At 70.0% G+C, this 20969-nt stretch carries 19 protein-coding genes; 5 read left to right on the top strand and 14 right to left on the bottom strand.

The window, feature by feature from the left end; translation table 11 throughout:
- Positions 1–37 precede the first annotated feature (37 nt).
- From prfA to QAR72_RS01240, 3 genes are all read left to right on the top strand, one after another.
- Positions 38–1090 carry a peptide chain release factor 1 gene (prfA, locus tag QAR72_RS01250; protein WP_304615539.1) on the top strand — a complete coding sequence of 351 codons (1053 nt, stop codon included), beginning with the start codon at positions 38–40 and terminating at the stop codon, positions 1088–1090.
- Positions 1087–1911 carry a peptide chain release factor N(5)-glutamine methyltransferase gene (gene prmC / locus QAR72_RS01245; protein WP_304615538.1) on the top strand — a complete coding sequence of 275 codons (825 nt, stop codon included), beginning with the start codon at positions 1087–1089 and terminating at the stop codon, positions 1909–1911. The genes prfA and prmC overlap by 4 nt, the downstream gene beginning before the upstream one ends.
- A gap of 265 nt (positions 1912–2176) precedes the next feature.
- The gene (locus QAR72_RS01240) at positions 2177–2890 is read left to right on the top strand and encodes a DUF4167 domain-containing protein (protein ID WP_304615537.1); all 714 of its coding nucleotides are present in this window, start codon (positions 2177–2179) and stop codon (positions 2888–2890) included.
- A 76-nt stretch (positions 2891–2966) separates the two neighbouring features.
- Here the strand turns inward: QAR72_RS01240 and rsmA are convergent, their stop codons facing one another.
- From rsmA to lptF, 6 genes are read right to left on the bottom strand one after another with little or no spacing between them, the layout of a single operon-like run.
- Positions 2967–3821: a 16S rRNA (adenine(1518)-N(6)/adenine(1519)-N(6))-dimethyltransferase RsmA gene (gene rsmA / locus QAR72_RS01235; protein ID WP_304615536.1), complete on the bottom strand. Its 855-nt coding sequence runs from the start codon at positions 3819–3821 to the stop codon at positions 2967–2969.
- The gene (gene pdxA, locus QAR72_RS01230) at positions 3818–4783 is read right to left on the bottom strand and encodes a 4-hydroxythreonine-4-phosphate dehydrogenase PdxA (protein WP_304615535.1); all 966 of its coding nucleotides are present in this window, start codon (positions 4781–4783) and stop codon (positions 3818–3820) included. Before pdxA ends, rsmA begins: the two co-directional genes overlap by 4 nt.
- On the bottom strand, positions 4783–6057 hold the full coding sequence (locus QAR72_RS01225) for a peptidylprolyl isomerase (protein ID WP_304615534.1): 1275 nt from the start codon (positions 6055–6057) through the stop codon (positions 4783–4785). The genes pdxA and QAR72_RS01225 overlap by 1 nt, the downstream gene beginning before the upstream one ends.
- Before the next feature lie 34 nt (positions 6058–6091).
- Positions 6092–8452: an LPS-assembly protein LptD gene (locus tag QAR72_RS01220; RefSeq protein ID WP_304615533.1), complete on the bottom strand. Its 2361-nt coding sequence runs from the start codon at positions 8450–8452 to the stop codon at positions 6092–6094.
- Positions 8449–9549, bottom strand: coding sequence for an LPS export ABC transporter permease LptG (gene lptG, locus QAR72_RS01215; protein ID WP_304615532.1), 1101 nt, complete (start codon positions 9547–9549; stop codon positions 8449–8451). Before lptG ends, QAR72_RS01220 begins: the two co-directional genes overlap by 4 nt.
- On the bottom strand, positions 9546–10661 hold the full coding sequence (gene lptF / locus QAR72_RS01210) for an LPS export ABC transporter permease LptF (protein WP_304615531.1): 1116 nt from the start codon (positions 10659–10661) through the stop codon (positions 9546–9548). Before lptF ends, lptG begins: the two co-directional genes overlap by 4 nt.
- Before the next feature lie 108 nt (positions 10662–10769).
- Between lptF and QAR72_RS01205 the strand changes: the two genes are divergently transcribed.
- The gene (locus tag QAR72_RS01205; protein WP_304615530.1) at positions 10770–12260 is read left to right on the top strand and encodes a leucyl aminopeptidase; all 1491 of its coding nucleotides are present in this window, start codon (positions 10770–10772) and stop codon (positions 12258–12260) included.
- A gap of 229 nt (positions 12261–12489) precedes the next feature.
- A complete protein-coding gene (locus QAR72_RS01200; RefSeq protein WP_304615529.1) occupies positions 12490–12939 on the top strand; it encodes a DNA polymerase III subunit chi in 450 nt (149 codons plus the stop codon).
- Between the two features lie 105 nt (positions 12940–13044).
- Here the strand turns inward: QAR72_RS01200 and urtE are convergent, their stop codons facing one another.
- From urtE to QAR72_RS01160, 8 genes are all read right to left on the bottom strand, one after another.
- The gene (gene urtE, locus QAR72_RS01195; RefSeq protein ID WP_304615528.1) at positions 13045–13752 is read right to left on the bottom strand and encodes an urea ABC transporter ATP-binding subunit UrtE; all 708 of its coding nucleotides are present in this window, start codon (positions 13750–13752) and stop codon (positions 13045–13047) included.
- Position 13753: 1 nt separating this feature from the next.
- Positions 13754–14494, bottom strand: a complete 741-nt coding sequence (gene urtD / locus QAR72_RS01190) for an urea ABC transporter ATP-binding protein UrtD (protein ID WP_304615527.1) — start codon at positions 14492–14494, stop codon at positions 13754–13756.
- Positions 14491–15726: an urea ABC transporter permease subunit UrtC gene (urtC, locus tag QAR72_RS01185; RefSeq protein WP_304615526.1), complete on the bottom strand. Its 1236-nt coding sequence runs from the start codon at positions 15724–15726 to the stop codon at positions 14491–14493. Before urtC ends, urtD begins: the two co-directional genes overlap by 4 nt.
- Positions 15727–15730: 4 nt before the next feature.
- On the bottom strand, positions 15731–17623 hold the full coding sequence (gene urtB, locus QAR72_RS01180; RefSeq protein WP_442953535.1) for an urea ABC transporter permease subunit UrtB: 1893 nt from the start codon (positions 17621–17623) through the stop codon (positions 15731–15733).
- A gap of 90 nt (positions 17624–17713) precedes the next feature.
- Positions 17714–18973, bottom strand: a complete 1260-nt coding sequence (gene urtA, locus QAR72_RS01175; protein WP_304615525.1) for an urea ABC transporter substrate-binding protein — start codon at positions 18971–18973, stop codon at positions 17714–17716.
- A 209-nt stretch (positions 18974–19182) separates the two neighbouring features.
- Entirely contained in the window at positions 19183–19806 is a 624-nt protein-coding gene (gene ureG / locus QAR72_RS01170) for an urease accessory protein UreG (protein WP_304615524.1), read from the bottom strand.
- Complete coding sequence (locus QAR72_RS01165) at positions 19803–20516, bottom strand: urease accessory UreF family protein (protein ID WP_304615523.1); 714 nt, start codon at positions 20514–20516, stop codon at positions 19803–19805. The genes ureG and QAR72_RS01165 overlap by 4 nt, the downstream gene beginning before the upstream one ends.
- Entirely contained in the window at positions 20431–20967 is a 537-nt protein-coding gene (locus QAR72_RS01160) for an urease accessory protein UreE (protein ID WP_304615522.1), read from the bottom strand. The genes QAR72_RS01165 and QAR72_RS01160 overlap by 86 nt, the downstream gene beginning before the upstream one ends.
- Between the last annotated feature and the right edge of the window lie 2 nt (positions 20968–20969).

The raw sequence follows: 20969 nt of genomic DNA, 5'->3' as shown, positions 1-20969 counted from the left end.
GCTTGTCCTGCGGCAGGCCTGGCTGTAATCCGGTCCGATGTTGCCCGAAGACCGCCTGATCCAGATCGTCCAGCGTTTCGAGTTTCTCGAGGCGCAGCTGAATGCCGGCGCCGCCGCCGACCAGATCGCGCGGATCAGCCGCGAATACTCCGAACTGAAGCCCGTGGTCGAGCAGATCGCCCTGTGGCGCGCCGGTCAGGCGGGCCGCGCCGAAGCCGAGGCGATGCTGGCCGATCCCGAGATGCGCGATCTGGCCGCCGACGAGCTGCGCCGGCTCGAGGCCGAGCTTCCCGCGCTGGAACAGGCCCTGCGCATCGCGCTGCTGCCCCGGGACGCGGCCGATGCGCGCCCGGCGATCCTGGAGATCCGCCCCGGCACCGGCGGAGACGAGGCCGCCCTGTTCGCGGGCGATCTTCTGGACATGTATCGCCGCCATGCCGAGATGCAGGGATGGGACTTCCAGATCCTCGAACTGACGCGGACGGAACTGGGCGGCGTGCGCGAGGCCGTCGTGCGGATCGCGGGCGAGGGGGTCTTTGCCCGGCTGAAATACGAATCCGGCGTGCACCGCGTCCAGCGCGTCCCCGAGACCGAATCGGGCGGGCGCATCCATACCTCGGCCGCGACGGTGGCGGTCCTGCCCGAGGCGGAAGAGGTCGATATCGACATCCCGGCCTCTGATATCCGCATCGACACGATGCGCGCCTCGGGGGCGGGCGGCCAGCACGTCAACACGACCGACTCGGCGGTGCGGATCACGCACCTTCCCACCGGCATCGTCGTGACCAGCTCCGAGAAATCGCAGCACCAGAACCGCGCCAATGCCATGGCGGTCCTGCGCGCAAGGCTCTACGATGCCGAACGGATGCGCGCCGATGCCGAACGCGCCGCCGACCGCAAGAGCCAGGTCGGCAGCGGCGACCGCTCCGAACGCATTCGCACCTACAACTTTCCGCAGGGCCGCATGACCGATCACCGAATCAACCTGACGCTCTACGCGCTGGACCGGATCATGGCGGGCGACCTGTCCGAGATCATCGACGCGCTGACCGCCCATGATCAGGCGGCCCGTCTGGCCATGGCGCAATGAGGCTGTCGGACGCCCAGGCCGAAGGCGCGGCCCTTCTGCGCGCCGCAGGGATCGAGGGCGCCTCGCGCGACGCCGACCGCATCCTGGCCGCCGTCCTGGAAATCGAACCCGGCGCCCTTCGGATGACCGAGGATCGCGCCCTGACCGCCGATCAGGCCGCCGCCTTCCATCACGGCATCGCCGCCCGGGCGCTGCGCCAGCCCGTCGCCCAGATCGTGGGCTACCGCGATTTCTGGGCGCATCGCTTCAAGGTCACGCGCGACACGCTTGACCCCCGCCCCGAGACCGAGGCCCTGGTCGAGGCCGCGCTGACCCTTCCCTGGCGGACGGCGCTGGATCTGGGCACCGGCACGGGCGCGATCCTGATCTCGCTTCTGGCCGCGCGGCCGGGGACGCGCGGCACCGGCACCGACCTCTCGGATGCCGCGCTGGAAGTGGCCCGCCACAATGCCCGCCGGATCGGCGTCGATGCCCGCTTCCGCCGCGCCGACTGGTTTCAGGGCGTCGAGGGCGTCTTCGACCTGATCGTCTCGAACCCTCCCTATATCGCGGCCTCCGAGATGGCGGGCCTTGCCCCCGATGTCCGCGACTGGGAGCCCCATTCCGCCCTGACCGATGGCGGCGACGGGCTGTCGGCCTATCGCGCCATTGCCTCGGGCTGCCGGGCGCATCTGGCGCCGGGCGGGCATGTCCTGGTCGAGATCGGCGCAAGCCAAGGCGCCGATGTGGCGGCGATCTTCGCGGCGGCCGGGGCACGGGTCTCGATCCGGCCCGATCTGGACGGGCGCGACCGGGTGGTTGTGGCCGAATTCCCCGCCTGACCCGCCAATTGCCGCCCATCTGCGCCATTTTGCCAAGATTTCGCTTGTCTCGGGGCGACAGGCATGGTTAGTCGGCTGCGTGACGAGGGGGGAACCCCTCGCATCGGTCAGCCTGACAATGCCGATACCGCAAGGGGCGCCATGCGCGCCCATCGAGGGGCGAGGCAGGGCTGAGCGCATTGGCATAGACGCCGATGCTGCCGTCATCCAACGCCGTGCGTCGAAGCCTCTGCCAAGACGACCCGACAACCTGACAGACAGACTGATGAGATCATCCAAATCACGTTCGCGCAGCAAGTCGAACCGCCAGCGTTCCCTTGGGAACATCGTCAACCGCGTGTTCGAAAGCTCGGGCCCCGAGGGCAAGGTGCGCGGCACGCCCCAGCAGATCATCGAGAAATACCTGACGCTGGCGCGCGACGCCCAGCTGTCCCATGACCGCGTGGCCGAGCAGAGCTTCCTGCAGCATGCCGAGCACTACACCCGCATGCTGGGCGAGGCTCAGCGCGAGATGGCCGAACGCCAGCCCCAGCAGAACGGCAACGGGCAGCATGGCCATCAGGGCGGCCAGAACGGCGGTCATCAGGGCGGCCACGCCCAGCAGGGCCGCGCCCAGGACGACGACCAGCCGCGCGAGCATCAGCCCCGCGACCACCAGCCCCGCGAACAGGCGCCCCGCGCGCCCGAGCCGCGAACCGAGCAGCGCCCCGAGCCCCGTCCCGAACCGGCCCCGGCCGAGGATGCGCCGGCCCTGCCCGATCCCGTCGGCGACGAGGTCGAGACCGGCCCGGTCGAGACCCCCGAAGCTGCCGAGGCCGCCGAGGCTCCGGACACCGCCGAAGCCAAGCCCCGGTCGCGCCGCAGCAGCCGCCCGCGCAGCGCCGGCGGCGAGGAAACGGCGCCGCGCAGCACCGCGACCCGCAGCCGGCGCAAGCCCGCCGCCGCCGCGGGCGCGCCCGCCGAAGGATCCGGGGACTGAGCTCCGCCTTTTTGCACCAATGCCAAGGCCGCAGCCCCGCGCTGCGGCCTTTTTCGTCGCGGCAAGAGGAAAGCCGTCAGGCCGGGCGGCGCGCCTCGGCCAGCGCGCGGGCCAGCGCGCAGAACCGGTCCAGCCCGATCTCTTCGGCGCGGGCGGTGGGCGGAATGCCGGCGGCCTCCAGCAGGGCCTCGATCTGCGGATGCAACCCCTTCAGCGCCGCGCGCAGCATCTTGCGCCGCTGGTTGAAGGCCGCGCCCGTCACCTGCGACAGGACCGCCGGATCGGCGGGATGGCGCGGTTCGGGCAGGGCGGTCAGATGGACCACCGCCGAATGGACCTTGGGCGCGGGGACAAAGGCCTCGGGCGCCAGATGCATGACGATCCGCGCCTCGGCCCGCCATTGCGCCAGCAGCGCCAGTCGCCCATAGGCCTTGTCGCCGGGCCGCGCGACGATGCGTTCGGCGACCTCCTTCTGGAACATCAGCGTCAGCGATTCCCAGAAGGGCGGCCATTGCGCCGGCGTCAGCCAGCGGATCAGCAATTCCGTCCCGACATTATAGGGCAGGTTCGCCGCCACCCGGATCGGCGGCGTCAGATGCGCCAGCGGGTCGATCTGCAGCGCGTCGCCATGGATCACGGTCAGGCGGCCCGGATAGCGGGCGGCGATCTCGGCCAGGGCGGGCAGGGCGCGTTCGTCCTTTTCGATGGCCAGCACATGGCGCGCCCCCTCGGCCAGCAGGCCTCGGGTCAGCCCGCCGGGGCCTGGGCCGATCTCCAGCACGTCGCAGCCCGTCAGATCGCCCGCCTGCCGCGCGATCTTGGCCGTCAGGTTCAGGTCCAGCAGAAAGTTCTGTCCCAGCTGCTTCTTGGCGCGCAGGTCATGCGTGGCGATCACCTGACGCAGCGGCGGAAGGTCGTCGATCGTGCTCATGCGCGGGCCTTTGCCATCGCCTCGGCCATCTTCAGTGCCGCGATCGTGGAGGAGGGATCGGCCAGCCCCTTGCCCGCGATGTCGAAGGCCGTGCCGTGATCGGGAGAGGTCCGGATGAAGGGCAGGCCAAGCGTCACGTTCACGCCCCCCGCGAAATCCAGCGTCTTGATCGGGATCAGCGCCTGGTCGTGATAGGCGCAGATCGCCGCGTCGTAATGCGCGCGGGCAGGGGCGTGAAACATCGTGTCGGCGGGCAGGGGGCCGGTGACATGCAGCCCCTCGGCCCGCAGCCGCGCGATCAGGGGCGCGATCATCTGCTGCTCCTGCAGGCCCATCCGTCCGCCTTCGCCCGCATGGGGGTTCAGCCCGGCCACCGCGATCCGGGGCGCGCGGATGCCGAAATCGCGGATCAGTCCGGCATGGGTCAACCGGATCGCCTGCTCCAGCGCCGCTTCCGTCAGCGCGCCGGGCACATCGGCCAGCGGAATGTGGATCGTCGCGGGCACGACCCGGCAGGGCGGCGTGACCGTGGTCGAGGCTAGCATCATCGCCACCGGCACATCGCCTGCCAGATGGGCCAGAAATTCGGTATGGCCCGGAAAGGCAAAGCCCGCCCCTGTCTGCAGCGCCTCCTTGCTGATCGGCGCGGTGGTGATCGCCGCGACCTTGCCCGCCAGCGCCAGCCGGGCCGCGCGCTCGATCACCGCGACCGTCGCCGCCGCATTGGCCGGGTCGGGCTGGCCGGGATGCGCCAGGGCGGGAAAGTCATGGCGCAGCACCGGCAGATGACCGGGCGGAACCGGGTCCGAGGGTTCGGCGATCTCGGCCACCGGCGCGCCCTGCGGCAGGTGACGCGGATCGCCCAGCCAGACCAGATCGACGCCCGAGGCCAGCGCCAGCGGCGCCAGTTCCGGGCCGATCCCTGCCGGATCGCCCGAAGTCAGCAGGATGCGACCGGCCATCAGGGACGCCGGATCAGCGCATCGGCGCGCAGATCGGCCAGAAGATTGTCCGCCGCCGCCGTGATCTTGCGGTTGAAGACCTGGTTGCGGATGTCCTCGCGCGCGGGGACGCCCTCGGGGGTCGTGCCGATCCCGTCGGGCTGCTCGGCCGTCACCGGCACGTTCGGGGGCGGCAGCGGCGCCAGCGCCGGCTGGCGCGAGCACAGCATCACCAGCTCCGCCGTCCCGTCGCCCAGGGGCAGCGAGGTCGCCTCGTCCGGGTCCATCGAGGCCAGCCGCGTGGCGATCAGCGCCGGGATCGCCTCGGGCGCCTGGGTCTGGCGGCGGATCTGCGGGGCGGCCGCGCCCGCCTGGGTGTAAAGGTCGTCGCAATTCCGGGTGATCTGGGCCAGCCGCGCGGCCTCGGCCTGGGTAGCAAGGCGCAGGGTCATGTAATCCAGCACCTCGGCGCGCGCGCCGGGACGCACCGTGCCAAGCGCGTCGCGCAGGAAGAACAGCACCACCGCGCCCTCGACCGTCAGCGGCTGCGTGACCTGGCCCGGCTGCAGCGCCGTGATGATCGGCACCAGCGAGGGCGGCAATTCGTTCAGCCGCACCACGTCCAGCCGCCCGCCCTGCTCGGCCGAGGGCACGGCCGAGAATTCGCGCGCGGCGGCGGCGAATTGCGCCTCGGTCGGGTTCGAGGCCGCGATCCGCTGCGCGATGGCCATGGCCTGCGCCTCCTGCCCCGGAGGCGCAGGGATGATCAGTTCCGACAGGGCCACGCGGTCGATGATCGGGGTTTCCAGAACGCGGCGCAGCTCCTGTTCGACCTCGGCCTCCGAGACGCTGATCTGCGCCAGCAGACGCGCGCGCACGACCTCGCGCCAGACGGTGCCGGCCTCGATGAAGTCGCGGAAGACCTGCGGCTCGATCCCGCCCTGCGCCAGGCGCTGGATCAGCTCGTCCGTGGTCAGGCCCGCGCGGCCGGCGAATTCCTCCTGCCCGGCGGCCAGGCCCTCGGGGGTGATCTCGATGCCAAGCCGGCGGGCGGCCTGCAGGCGCAGCCGGTCATCGACCAGCGCGTTCTGGGCATCGGCCATGCTGGTCTCGCCCGCGCCCAGAAAGCGCATGAAGCGCTGCCGCTGCTCGACCTCGTAGCGGGTCACGGCGCTGTCATTGACGTAGATGACCGGCTGGAACAGCCCCTGGGCCGCAGCCGGGGTCGCCACGGGCAGCGCAAGCGGAAGGCCAAGAGCCGCCGCCAGGATCATGCCGGATAGGAAATGCCGCATTCGCCGCCCTCTTTCATTCGTCTTGCCGCGCAATCTAGCGCATGCAGTTGCGCCGCGCCACCGTGCCGGGACCGCCGGGCGATTGCCCGAAACCCGCCAGCCGCACGGACAGGTCCAGACTGGTCTCGGGCCGCACCAGATCCGACGAGGTAAAGCGCCGCGTCACGCCCGTCTCGACCGCCAGGCATTCGTTGCGATAGGTCACCCGCAGCGAGGCCCGCTGCGCGCGGTCGGCGGCAAAGTCATAGCGCGTCTCGGCCGCGCCCCACCAGCCATCGGCGATCTGCCAGCCCACCGTGGCGGCCAGTTCGCTCGTGTCGCTGGCGCGGCCTTCCTCGGCATCGCTGGCGATCCACAGATGCCCGGCCGAGATCTGCAGGTCGGGCCGCAGCCAGCCCAGCCGCAATTCGTTGCGCGACACGGTCAGCGAATCGTCGAACAGCGCCCGGTTGGCGATGGCCAGGCCGTCATTGCTGTCGAAATGCGCCGCCAGCAGCCAGTCCGAACGCCGCCCCGCCAGCGGCCCCGCCTCCGAGAATGTCTCTTGGCTGCGTGCCCGGAAGACGCGTCCCCCCGTCAGCCCGATCGACCAGCCCGCCGGGTCCAGCCGCGTCCAGGTCGCGCCGACATTGGCGCGCAGGCCCGTCTCGCGCGCATCCCAGCCCGGAAAGCGATTGGCGGAAAACAGGTTGCCCTCGTCGAACTCGATCAGGCGGCTGTCCTCGTTTGGGATGTCGTCGTCATTGCCCTGCGGCGAATAGAGAAGCTGGATCACCGGCTCGACCAGATGGGTGGCCGCGCCCGTGCCGCCCGCCAGCGGCCAGCGCAGTTCGGCGCCGATCAGCGGGTCCAGCCGCCCCACGACCGGCTCGAACCCGTCATCCTGCGCGATCCGATAGAGATCGGCCTGCAGCGAGGTCAGCGCGGCGGCCACCACGCCGCCCGGCAGGATCGCATGGCGCCGCCAATCGACCCCGACCGAACCGCGCGCCACGTCGCGCCCGACGATGTTCTCGTCCGAGGGGCGGCGATGGGCATGGACCGACCATTCCAGCAGCGCCTCGCCGCCGATCAGGTCGGGGCTCATCCGGCGCATCCAGATCGCGGTGGCGACCTGGGCGGGCGATGTCGCGTTGTCCTCGTCCTCGCGCAGCGAATGGTAATTCCCGACCCGGCCCCAGAACAGCCGGTCGCGGCGCACCCGCTCGACCGAGACGCCCGACCACAGCCGATCGGCATTCGTGACGCCGTAATCCAGCAGATAGGCCCGGTCCGAGGCGGCCTGCAGCTGCGCCGCAAGCCGGTAGCCGCGCGCCAGCTCGAACAGCGCCGCGCCAAAGACATAGCCGCGCGTGCTGCCCGATCGCAGGTCGTCGCGGCTGATCGCGCCGTTCCATTCGGTCGCGCCGTTGACGAAGGCGTGGCGATAGCGCGCCTCCAGCGTGCGCGTGCGGCCAAAGGACAGATAGGGCGTCAGCGTCACATCCGCCTGATCGCCCAGTGTCTGGAAATAGGGCAGCTTGATCCCGAAGCCCAGCCCCGAGGTCGTGCGGAACTGCGGGCGCAGAAAGCCGCTCTGCCGCAGGACGGTCGGATCGGGCGCGGTGATCGTGAAGGGCGCCTGCGCCAGCGGCACGCCGAAGGCGCGGAATTGCGGATGCTCGAAGGACAGGCGCCGCGTCTCGGCATCGTGGGTGATGCTGCGGGCACGGATCTCCCACAGGGGGGCGGGATCGCCCGCGCAGATCTGGCAGGACGAGGCCGCAACCCGGCGCAGCGTGGTGATCCGGCCGCCCTGGCTGCGTTCGGCCTCGGTCGCGGCCAGCTGCAATTCGCGGGCGATGACCATGCGCGCGCCGCGCAGGATGCCGTCCTGCAATTCGCCGTCGATCTGGCCCGCATCCGCGATCAGCACGGCCTCGGCATCGGGATCCGAGGCGCCGGGCCGCGACAGGTGGATCGGCCCTTCCAGCGTCAGATCGCCCGTGGCCCCGTCCACGATGATGCGCGAGGCGACCAGACGCGCGCCCTGATACCAGACCACCACCCCGCCCGAGGCGATCAGCGTCCGGTCCCCCTGCAGCGCGACGTGATCGGCCAGCACCGTGGCCGCGCCGCCCTGCCGCGCTCCGGCCGAGCCGGGCAGGGTGACGCGCTGGTCGGGATCGGCCGTCTCGGGGCGGGCGGGCGTGGGTGTGCGGTCGCCCACCGGGGCGCTGCCCAGCTCCTGCGCGGCGGGGGCCAGCGCGGCGCCGCCGCTGCGATCGGCCAAGGGCGTGCCGCTCATGCCCGACATGTCCAGAAACGGGACGTCGGGTCCGTCTTGCGCCGATGCGGCCGCGGCCCCGATCATCAGGGCCAACGCCGAGGTCAGGATCAGGCGGTTGCGGGTCATCCGTCCTCTCGCTTCAGGATCAGGGCGACGGCCAGGGCCGCGCCCACGGCGGGCGGGGTCCATGCGGCCATTTCCGGCGTGATCTGTCCGTTATCGCCCAGAACCTGCGCCAGATTGCGCAGGAAGAACAGCGCAATCCCCCCGCCAAAGGCCATCAGCACCGCCGCGCCCGTATTGCGGCCGCGCACATGCTGCATCGTGAAGGCCGCCGCGATCAGGATCATCGCGGCCATCATCGCGGGCCGCGCCAGCTCCATCTGGAACCAGACCTTGTGGCGGGCGGCGGAAAAGCCCGCGCGCTCCAGCCCGTCGATGAAGGCGGGCAATTGCCAGACCGGCACCGCATCGGGGCGCCCGAAGCCTTCGCGGATGCGCTGGGCCGTCAGCTCCGAGGGCAGGCGCAGCGTCTCGTGCTCGACCATCGCGGCCTGCGGATTGGGAGCATCCAGCGGAAAGTCGCGCGCGCCCGTCAGCACCCATTCGCCCGGTTCCAGCCGCGCCTCGCGCGCCTCGATCCGGCGGACGGGGCCACGGCTTTCGTCAAAGATCAGGAAGCTCGCCTGATACAGCACCGCCGCATCGGGGCTGGTCCGCGCGGCGCGGATCACGACCTGCCCGCCGCCCTGCTCAAAGCCCTGACGCAGCCAGACCTCGCTTTCGCCCAGGCTGACCGTCTGCTGCCCGCCCCGGTCGATGGCCGCGACCGCATCGTCGTAAAGCCCGCCCGTCACCGCGACCAGCGGGTTCAGCAGCGCGACCGCCAGCGCCCCCACCGCCGCCGCGGTCAGCGCGGGCACCGCCACGCAGCGCAGGGCCGACCGCCCGGATGCGCGGATCGCCACCATCTCCGAGGATCGGGCCAGCCCGATGAACAGCGCGATCCCCGACAGGACCGTGATCAGCGGCAGGATGGAATAGAAGCTGCCGGTCACGTTCAGCGCGGCAATGCCCGCGGCCTCGGACAGGCCGATGCCGCGGCCCGAAAAGCGGCGCACGGTCTCGATCATGTCGATCAGGAACAGGATCAGCCCGAAGACCGCCGCGATCAGCGCCAGGACCCGCAGATAGCGCCGCGCCAGATACCGCGCCAGGATCATGACGCGCCCCCTTTCGGCCCGCGCGCCCGCCCGGCCAGCCACAGCAGCGCGACCGAAAGGCCTCCGCCGACCAGCGCCGGCACGTAAAGCAGCGGCCACAGGCCCGGATTGCGCCCGACCTGCCCGGCAGCGGCATTCGTCAGGAACTGCACCAGGATCAGGCCCAGGATTGCCCAGCCCACCTGCCGCCAGACCCCAAAGCGCGAGAACCCGCCGATCAGCAGCGTCGCAAAGCCCAGCATCGCGGCCACCGGCGACAGAAGCGGCTGGGCGATCCGCTCATGCGCCTCGGCCCGAGCGGCGCCCGCGCTGGCGCCGGTGGCTTCCAGCAGCGCCTGATCGGGCGCCAGCAGGTGCAGCGTGCCGTAATCGCGCAGATCGCGCCCCCGCTCGGACCGGCCGCCGGTCATCGCCCCGATATCATAGCTGAACTCGGCAAAGCGCGTGACCGCCAGACCCGGCCCGTCCTCGCGCAGCGACTGGCTCATGCCGTTCAGCAGGACCAGGACCGGCCCGGTCTCGGTCCGCACGACAAGAGCCTCCTCCGAGGAATAGGTCACGGCGGCGCGTGGATTGCGCCGGTCCTCGATGAACAGGTCCAGCAGCCGCCCGTCCGCGGCCACGTCGCGGATGAACAGCGTGATCCCCCGCGCCGGATACTGGAACGCGCCGGGGCGCAGGAATTGCGCGGTCACGTTCTCGGCGATTTCGGCCTGCCGGTCGGCCAGCCGCGCCCGCGCCATCGGCACCAGCCCGTGAACCAGCACCGCGACCATCAGCGCGACCATCACGCCGAAGACCGCCACCGGCCGCGCCAGCCGCCAGGGTGACAGCCCCGCCGCCTGCATGGCGACCAGCTCGGATTCGTTCGACAGCCGGTTCGTGCCATAGGCCGTCGCCGCGAAGGCCGCGACCGGCAGGACGGTGGCGATCACGATGGGCAGGGTCAGTGCCGTGAATTCCAGCACGACCAGCGCGGTCTGCCCGTCATTCAGCAGGTCGTCGAACAGCCGCACCGCCCGGTTGATCCAGTAGACCGAGACCAGGACCAGCGCGAAGAACCCGAAAAGGGTCGTCAGCAGGCCAAGCATGTATCGGTCGATCTGGCGCATCCCGGCCCTTTGCCGCGTGACATTCCGCCCTGCTTAGCCGCAAGGGCGGCTCTGGAAAAGGGCCGGGCGCGGGTCTAGGGTCATGCGCAACCAGACGTGAGGACAACGATGACACAGCCCGTCCAGATCAGCTTTACCGAAACCGCCGCCGACCGGCTTGCCACGCATGAAGGCCGCGCCGCCCTGATCCTGGGCGCCGACGGCAAGCTGCCCGGCCGCCTGCCGCGCGCCCTGCGCGAGGCCGCGACCCGCGCGCTGGGCTCCAAGGCGGGCAAGGCGCTGAAACCCGGTCAGGCGCTGGAACTGGCCTTCCCGGCGGGCCTGCGGGCCGAGATGCTGCTGCTGGTCAACCTGCCCGCCGGCGCCTCGGTCTCTGATGCGCGCCGCGCGGGCGCGGCCATCGGCGCGCGGCTGGGCGGCCAGCACATGCTGGTCATGGCGGGCGCGCACAAGCGCGCGGGCGACATCGCGCTGGGCCTTGCGCTGCGCGGCTACGATTTCGACGCCTATCGCAGCAAGCGCGACGATGACGAGAACGGCGACGGGAACGGCGCAACCCCGCAGCCCCGCGTGACCTTCATGGTCAAGGACCCCGAATCGCTGGCGAAATCCGCGGCCGACGCCGCCGCCTTGGCCGAGGGCGTGTTCTTCACCCGCGATCTGGTCAACGAACCGGCCAACGTCCTGACCACGACCGATTTCGCCGACCGCCTGCTGGCCATGCGCGAACTGGGCCTCGAGGTCGAGGTGATCGAAGAGAAGAAGCTCGCCAAGCTGGGCATGCGCGCGCTTCTGGCGGTGGGGCAGGGCAGCGAATCGCCCTCCAAGGTCGTGGTGATGCGCTGGAACGGCGCGGGCGATCAGGCCCCGCTGGCGCTGGTCGGCAAGGGCGTCGTCTTCGATTCGGGCGGCATCTCGATCAAGCCCGCTGCCGGCATGGAAGAGATGACGATGGATATGGGCGGCGCGGGCGTCGTGGCGGGCGTCATGCGCACTCTGGCCCTGCGCCGGGCCAAGGCCAATGTCGTGGGCCTTGTCGGTCTGGTCGAGAACATGCCCGACGGCCGCGCCCAGCGCCCCGGCGACATCGTGAAATCCATGAAGGGCGATACGATCGAGGTCATCAACACCGATGCCGAAGGCCGCCTCGTCCTGGCCGATGTGCTCTGGTATGCCCAGCAGGAATACAAGCCCGCCGCCGTGATCGACCTGGCGACCCTGACCGGCGCGGTCATCATCGCGCTCGGCCATGACAATGCGGGCGTCTTCGCCAATGACGACGCGCTGGCCGACGGCATCCTCTCGGCCGCAAGGGCCGAGGGCGAGGGCGCATGGCGCCTGCCGCTGGGTCCGTCCTATGACAGCCTGATCAAGTCGCGTCTGGCTGACATGAAGAATACCGGCGGCCGCGCGGCAGGCTCGATCACGGCGGCGCAGTTCCTGCAGCGTTTCATCGCCGAGGGTCAGCCCTGGGCGCATATCGACATCGCGGGCGTGACCCTGCCGCCCTCGGCCACGGATCTGGCGCCCAAGGGCGCGACGGGCTGGGGCGTGATGACGCTCGACCGCCTCGTCCGCGACCGGTTCGAGGGCAAGTGACCCTCGCCCCCCGCCACCACCTGTCGACAGGCCGCGCCCCCCGGCGCGGCCCCGCCCGCCGCGGGGCGCGCGCAAGCGGTGCACGCCCTGTGCACCCGCGGTGCACGCCCGGCGCACGCCCCGTGCGCGCCGAAATCCAGCAATCGCTGGCCAAAACCGCCCCCGCGCCCGTCACCGCGCAACACCCCCCGCGCGCCCCCGTTGCGCAACAGACCCGCGCGGCCTGACGATGGGCAAGGCGCTCTTCTACCACCTCACCCGCTCCCCGGCCGAGGACCTCCTGCCGCAACTCCTCACCCGCGCCCTTGCGGCGGGCTGGCGCGTGGAACTGCGCGCCACGACCCCCGCCCGCCTCGACCGGCTCGACCTTCATCTGTGGCAGGGCGACGGCTTCCTGCCCCACGGCCTCGCGGGCGGCCCCCATGACGACCGCCAGCCGGTCCTCCTGACCCTGCCCGACCAGCCAGCGACGAACGCACCCTCCTGCCTGATCACGCTGGACGGCCCGCCCCTCGACCCGGCCCGGATCGGCGCGCTCGAACGCAGCTGCATCCTCTTCGACGGCGGCGACGCGAATGCCCTCGCCACCGCCCGCGACCAATGGCGCCAGCTCTCCGCCGCCGGCATCGAAGCCGAATACTGGTCCGAGGAATCAGGTCGTTGGGAAAGAAAACGCTAGGCCAGTTCGGCCTTTGCCTTGGCTCAAATATCCACGGGGGGTGAATTGGCCGCAGGCCAAGAGGGGGGCAGCCAGCCCCCCTTTCCCCGCCCGCGGCAACGTCCCTCAGGCTGCCTGATGGCCCGCCAGAAGCCCGTGCAGATCGTCGCGGGACAGACGCTCCTTCGGCCCCTGGACGACCGCGCGGCCGCGCTCCATCACCAGGAAGGCGTCGCCCAGATCCCAGGCGAAATCGAAGAACTGCTCGACCAGGACGATGGCCATGTCGCCCCGGTCGCGCAGGGCGGCGATGACGCGGCCGATCTGCGCGATGATGTTGGGCTGGATCCCCTCGGTCGGCTCGTCCAGCAGCAGCACGCGCGGCCGCGTGATCAGTGCCCGCGCAATGGCCAGCTGCTGCTGCTGGCCCCCCGACAGATCGCCGCCCCGCCGATGCGCCATCTCGGCAAGCACAGGAAAACTCTCGAAGATCTCGTCGGGAATGGCGCGCTCGGCGCGCGGCAGGCAGGCAAAGCCGGTCTCCAGATTCTCGCGCACGGTCAGCATCGGAAAGATCGCGCGGCCCTGCGGGACATAGCCCACGCCCATCCGCGCCATGGCCTGCGCGCTGACCCGGCCCAGGGGCTTGCCGTCCAGCGACAGCTCCCCCCCGGACCGGGGATGCCGCCCCGCCAGCAGGTTCATCAGCGAGGTCTTGCCGACCCCGTTGCTGCCCATCACGCAGGTCACCGCGCCGGGCCGGGCGATGATGTCGATCCCGTGCAGGATCTGGCTGCCGCCGTAATGCAGGGTCAGGTTCGTGGCTTCCAGCATCTCATCGCCCCAGATAGACTTCGATCACGTCGGGATTGCGCGTCACATGGTCCAGCGAGCCCTCGGCCAGGACCGAACCCTGATGCAGCACCGTCACCCGGCAATTCAGGCGGCGCACGAAATCCATGTCGTGTTCCACCACCACCACGGCCCGCGTCTCGGCCAGACGGCAGAGCAGCGTCGTCGTCTGCTCGCGCTCGGCCAGGGTCATGCCCGCCGCAGGCTCGTCCACCAGCAGCAGACGCGGGGCCGAGGCCAAGAGCATCCCGATCTCCAGCCATTGCTTCTGGCCGTGGCTCAGCTCGCCCGCCTTGCGCGCGACGTGATCGGACAGACCCACCTCGGCGGCCAGTTCCGCGACGCGGGACGCGCTGTCGCGGTCGGGGCGCCAGCGCAGCACGGCAAGGGGGCCGCGCTCGGCCTTCAGCGCCATGGTCAGGTTCTCGGCGACGGTCTGGTCCTCGAAGACGGTCGGGCGCTGGAACTTGCGGCCGATCCCCTCGCGGGCGATCTGGGCCTCGTTCATCCGCAGCAGCGATTTCGACCCCTCGCCCCACAGGACCTCGCCCTCGTCGGGGCGGGTCTTGCCTGTCACGATGTCCATGAAGGTGGTCTTGCCCGCCCCGTTCGGCCCGATCACCGCGCGCAGTTCGACCGCCCCAATGGAAAAGGACAGGTTGTTGATCGCCTTGAACCCGTCAAAGGTCTTGCTGATGCCGCTGACTTCCAGAAGCGCGCTCATGCCTTGGCCTCTTTCTCCTGAAGGGCGCCCTGACCTGGGCCCAGATCGCGGCCATGGCGGCGCGGCGGCAGGATGCCCGACAGCCGGTCGAACAGGCCCGCGATGCCCTTGGGCGCGAACAGTGTGACCAGCACGAAGGTCAGGCCAAGCGCGACCTGCCACCAATCGACCCAGTTCACCACATAGCCCGGCAGATGGATCGAGGGTGCCCGGCCGCCGGTGAACCAGCTGGACAGAAGCGACACGATCACCGCCCCGATCACCGCGCCGTAAAGCCGCCCGCGCCCGCCGATCGCCACCCAGACCGCCAGATAGATCGAGGCGATGGGCATAAGCTCTGCCGGGTTGATGATCCCCGCCTGCGGGTAATAGAGCGCCCCCGCCACGGCCGTCATCATCGCGGCGACGGTGAAGACGACCAGCTTGAACCCCTCGACCGGGTAGCCCAGAAAGCGCACGCGGGTCTCGTCGTCGCGGATCGCGCGGACCACGCTGCCGAACTTGCCGCTGACCAGCCAGGCGGCCAAGGCGTAGCCCAGGGCCAGCGCCAGCGCCGAGGCCCAGAGGAACCAGACCGACAGCGTGGCCTGCCCGACGTAATCCAGGCCTGGGATGTTCTGCAGGCCCGACAGGCCGTTATTGCCCCGGAACCCGCTGTCGTTCTGGAAGAGCCACAGCGCCAGCGCCAGCGTCATCGCCTGCGTCAGGATCGACAGATAGACCCCGTTCACGCGCGAACGGAAGGCCAGCCAGCCGAAGACCAGCGCCAAAAGCCCCGGCACGGCCAGAACAAGGATCAGTTGCAAGGTCAGCGAATGGGCGAAGGACCAGACCAGCGGCAGGTCCGACGATCCGACCACGCCGAAGATCTGGTTCGTCACCGCGTCCTGCAATTCCTGCGCGGTGGCGGGAATGGGCTGCTGGGCCAGTTGGGCCGCCACGATGGTCTCGGTCCGGGCATACATCAGCCATTGGCCGATCATGTAGCCGCCCAGCCCGAAGAACGCCATCTGGCCAAGCGACAGGATGCCCAGATAGCCCCAGACCAGATCCATCGCCACGGCGGCCAGCGCAAGGCACAGCGTCTTGCCCAGAAGCTTGATCATCGAGACCGGGATCGCGCCCGATCCATAGGCCGCGCTGCCCGCCGTGACGGCGGCGGTGAAGACCGCCAGAACCGCCAGGACGACCAGGATCGAGGGGTGCCGCAGCACGAAGGGGGTGCGTGTCATGGGCTCAGACCTCTGCCGCGCGGCCCTTTTGCGGGATGATCCCGCGCGGCCGGAACTGGATGAAGATGATGATGAACAGGATCATGAAGGTCTGCGCCGCCAGCGTGTTGCTGGGGTTCAGCGATTCGATGACCTTGGACAGCCCGCCGATCAGCGTGGCGCCCGCCAGCGTGCCCCAGATGTTGCCGACGCCGCCCACGACCACCGTCATGAAGCTCTGCACGATGTATTGCTGGCCCAGCTCCGACGTGACCTGCGCGAAGAGGCCGATCGCCACGCCCGCGATCCCCGCGATGCCCGAGCCAAGGCCGAAGGTCATCATCGCGATGCGGTCTGGGTTGATGCCCATGCTGGCCGCCATGCCGGGATTCTGGGTCACGGCGCGGACCTCCAGCCCCAGCCGGGTGCGCTTCATGATGAACAGGAACAGTCCCAGGAACAGCAGCGCCAGCACGAATATCGCCACACGGATCGAGCTGATCCCGATCACGTCGTTGATGACGATGGACCCTTCCAGCCAGGCGGGCGCGGTCAGCGGCCGGGCCTGCGTGCCAAAGATGTTCTTGGCCAATTGTTGCAGCGCGATGGACACCCCGAAGGTCGCCAGCAGCGTTTCCAGCGGGCGATGCGCCAGATGGCGGATCACCAGCCGGTAAAGCGCCACCCCGGCCCCGAAGGTCACGACAAAGGCCAAAGGCAGCGCCACGATCAGCGACAGCGTGCGGTCCGCGATCAGCGTCTGGACGGTAAAGCCCGTATAGGCGCCCATCATGATGAATTCGCCATGCGCCATGTTGATCACGCGCATCACGCCGAAGGTGATCGCCAGCCCGATCGCGGCAAGGAAGTAGATCGAGGCCAAGGACAGCGCGTCCAGCCCCAGATCGATGCCCTGCATCGCGGCCAGACGCACCTGCGCGCGGATCTGCGCGGCCTTGGCGGCATCGGTCACGGCGGGGTCGGCTTCGGCATAGAGGTCAAAGAAGCGGTGCGCGTCCAGCGCCGCGTCGATCTCGGCGGCGGTGGCGGCGGGGGGGACGGCGCCTGCGGACTCCAGCGCCTCGTAGGCGCGGTCGCGGGCGGTGGGGTCCGACAGCTGCGCGACGGGGATGCCGCCGACGCTGCCATTCGTGATGTTGGCGGCCAGCCGGGCGCGCTGTTCGGCGGGCGTCAGGGCCGGGTCCAGCGCGCCCTCCTGGATCAGCAGCGCAATCGCCGCCTCGCGCGGCAGGTCGCGGCTGCCGGGGCTCAGTTCGTCGGCGATATTGCCCTGCGGCTCGGTGGTCGAGACGACGCGGCGGGTCGCCAGCAGCGGGTTCAGCGCGGCGCGGAAATCAAGCCCGACATCGCCGGCCATTTCCTCGATGGCAGCCACGCGGGCGGCGCTGTCGGGGTCGTGCTGGATGGTCAGCAGCCGTTCCAGCCGCGCCTTGCGTGCGGCCAGCGCGGGATCGGGATCGTCCAACGCGGCACGCAGCGCGGCCAGCCCCTCGGCATCGGCGCTGCGCGACAGGCTGTCCAGCGCGGCGGCGCGGCGGGCGGGATCGGGATCGGTCAGCGCCCCCGCGGCCAGGGCGGCCTCGATCACGCCGCGCACGCCGGAATTGGGGCGCAGCATCTTCGGATCGCCCGTGACCGGGGCGCCCGTCGCGGCGTCGGTCAGCGCATCGCCATCGGCGATCACCGCGCGTCCGTCCAGCAGGCCCAGCCTGCGGTCGGCCCAGGCCTGCAGCAGCGCCAGACCTTCGGGGCCGGTGGCAGCGATGCTGGCCACCAGAGGTTCGACCGTCCGGCGTGAGGGCTGGTCGATCTGGTCGATATTCTCGGAGATCAGCGTCTCGAGCGCGGGGTTTGCGGCAGAGGGGGCGGCAAGGCCCGCCAGCATCAGCACCGCCATCAGCGGGGCGATCAGGAAAAACCGGGGCACGCGCGTATCCTTTGGGTCATTCGGCAATCGGGGCGGCGTGATGCCGCCCCGCGCAAGCGATCAGTAATTCGACTGGATCTGCACGCAGCTTTCGGTCTCGATGTTCCACATGCCGCAGCCCTTGCCCGGCCAGTCGGCTTCCAGAACCGCCGATTCCGGCAGAAAGTCGGTCCAGGCATCGCCCGGCACCGGCTCGGTCTGGCTGACGATGTCGAACTGGCCATCGGCGCGGATCTCGCCGATCAGGACGGGCTTGGTCAGGTGGTGGTTCGGCAGGACGGTCGCGGTGCCGCCGGTCAGGTTCGGAACCTCGATGCCCACGATGGCGTCGCGCACGGCGTCCACATCGGTCGTGCCGGCGGCTTCGACGGCGGCGACCCAGGCGTTGAAGCCGATCATCGTCGCCTCCATCGGGTCATTGGTCACGCGGCTCGTATCGCCGGTAAAGGCGTGCCAGCCCTCGATGAAGGCTGCGTTCTCGGGCGTGTCCGCCGACTGGAAGTAGTTCCAGGCCGCCAGGTGGCCGACAAGGTTGGTCGTGTCCAGACCCGACAATTCCTCTTCGCCGACCGAGAAGGCCATGACCGGGATGTCGTCCGAGGAAATCCCCGCCGCCGCCAGTTCCTTGTAGAAGCCCACATTCGCATCGCCGTTGATGGTCGAGACGACGCCGACCTTCTTGCCGCCCGCGCCGAGCGCCACGACATCGGCCACGATCCGCGACCAGTCGGAATGACCGAACGGCGTGTAGTTCACGAAGATGTCCTCGGCGGCGACGCCGTTCGACTTGAGATAGGCATCAAGGATGTTGTTCGTGGTGCGCGGATAGACGTAGTCGGTGCCCAGAAGCGCCCAGCTTTCGACGCCCAGCTCCTCCATCATGTAGTCCACGGCCGGGATCGCCTGCTGGTTCGGGGCGGCGCCGGTATAGATCACGTTGCGCGAGGATTCTTCGCCCTCGTATTGCACCGGATAGAACAGCAGGCCGTTCAGCTCTTCGATCACAGGCAGCACGGCCTTGCGGCTGACGCTGGTCCAGCAGCCGAACATCACGTCAACCTCACTGACGGTCAGCAACTCGCGCGCCTTTTCGGCAAAGAGCGGCCAGTCCGAGGCCGGATCGACGACGACCGCCTCAAGCGGGCGGCCCAGCACGCCGCCCTTGGCGTTCTGCTGTTCCACCATCATCAGGACGGTGTCCTTCAGCGTGGTTTCCGAAATCGCCATCGTGCCGGACAGCGAATGCAGCACGCCGATCTTGATCGGCTCGCCTTCCTGCGCATGGGCCATGCCCGCCAGCGCAAGGGCGCTGGTCGTCATCAGCAGTCGCGTTGTTTTGATCATCGTTAAAACTCCCCCGGTCTGGCCGGATGTCCCTGTTGTCCCTGTGGAAGGCGGCGCCTTCGCAGATGCAGAAAAATCGCAAATCGGGCATCTGGACAGGATTCGGGCAGTCCGGGGGCGGGTCGCGCAGGCTTTGGCGCGGCGGCAGGCATAGCCAGAGGCAGATGCCTGCCGCAAGGGCAGTTTCAGGCCGCGCGCGGCGCCAGACCGCCCTGTTCGATCAGGAAATCGACGATCTGCTGCACGCCCTGGCCGTGGCGAAGCTGCGCCATCACGACCGGGCGCGGGCCGCGTGCATCATGTGCATCTTTTTCAAGCTGCACGGGATCGACGCCCACATGCGGCGCCAGATCGGTCTTGTTCACCACCAGAAGGTCGGATCGCGCCAGGCCCGGGCCGCGCTTGCGGGGGATGTCCTGCCCCGCCGCCGTGTCGATCACGTAGATCGTCAGGTCGGCCAGTTCCGGGCTGAAGGTCGCTGCCAGATTGTCACCCCCCGATTCGATCAGGACGAGGTCGAGATCGGGAAAGGCCTCGGTCAGTTCGGCGATGGCGGCCAGGTTGATGCTGGCATCCTCGCGGATCGCGGTATGGGGGCAGCCGCCGGTCTCGACGCCTCGGATGCGCTCGACGGGCAAGACCTGCGCGCGCATCAGCGCCTCGGCATCCTCGCGGGTATAGATGTCGTTGGTGACGACGGCCATGGACAGGCGCGGCGCCAGCGCGCGGGCCAGCTGTTCGGTCAGCGTCGTCTTGCCGGCGCCGACGGGGCCGCCGATGCCGACGCGCAGGGGTCCATTCTGGCTCATGAGCGGAAGATCCTCGTGGTCATGGTTTCGTGGCGCATGGCGGCGATATCGGCACCCCATGTGGCGCTGGCAAGCGCGTCCTGATCGGCCGCGCAGGCCCAGGCGGCGCGGGCCATGATCGCGGGATGGGCGGCGGCCAGCAGGCGCTGCCCCTCCAAGGGTCCAAGCGGCATGAAGCGCACCGCCGTGCTGATCAGCGAGGCCGCCTGCGCCAGCAGCCAGGCCGACACGATCTCGGGGCCGGGCAGGGGCAGCGCTGCGCAGGCCCGGCCAAAGGCCACGGGCAGGGTCAGCGGCGGCAGGTCCGCCCCGGTCAGTGCGGCCAGGCTGGCGGTCAGGGCGGCGCCCTGTTCCTGCGTCTCGGTCAGGCGCTGGCTGGTCAGACAGGCGGCGCGGGCCAGATCGTCCAGAGCCGCGTGGTCAGCCCCCGGCCGCAGCGCCAGCGCGACCAGCAGCGCGTCGGCGCGGCCCGTGCCGTGATCCAGCCAGTCGGCCAGCCAGACGGGCAGCGTTGCGCGCGTCACCGCACCTTGGTCCATCGCCCATTCCAGCCCCTGCGACCATGCGAAGCCGCCCACCGGAAAGGCGGGCGACAGGATCTGCTGCAGGAACAGGCGTGCCGCGTCAGGCGTGGCTGTGGCTGTGGCCGTTATGGTCATGGTGGTGGCTGCCGTGATCATGGGAATGGGCGTGGTGATGGCCGTCGCCATGCCCCCGGTCCGGCCCGTGATCATGGCCGAAGGTGCGGCCATGGCCATAGGCGCCGCCTTCGGGGCGGAAGGGCAGTTCCTTGCGGCAGATGTCGGCGCCCAGCTTCTTCAGCATGGCTTCCAGAACGTGATCCTGTCGGATGATCAGGCGGTCGGCCTCGATCCGGCAGGGGGTGTGGCGGTTGCCGATATGCCAGGCCAGCCGCGCCAGATGGCCCCGGATGACCAGAACCGGCTCGGGTGCTGCGCGCACCGCGATCATCCGCCCGTCCGACAATTCGAACGCGTCGCCATCTTCAAGGCTGGTCACTTCGGCCAGATCCACCAGGAAATCGCCGCCCGAACAGGCCAGCCGCTTGCGCCGCAGCAGGCGGCCCTCGTAATCCAGCGACACCTCGGCATCAAAGGGGCCGGGCGCGTTGCGGATGATGGTATGTGCGGTTGCAATCATGA

The organism is Paracoccus sp. (in: a-proteobacteria), from assembly GCF_030604785.1.
In the GTDB taxonomy this organism is placed as follows: Bacteria; Pseudomonadota; Alphaproteobacteria; order Rhodobacterales; family Rhodobacteraceae; genus Paracoccus.
The sequence above is the reverse complement of the archived record's forward strand: the minus strand, read 5'-3'. Positions and strand labels throughout refer to the sequence as shown.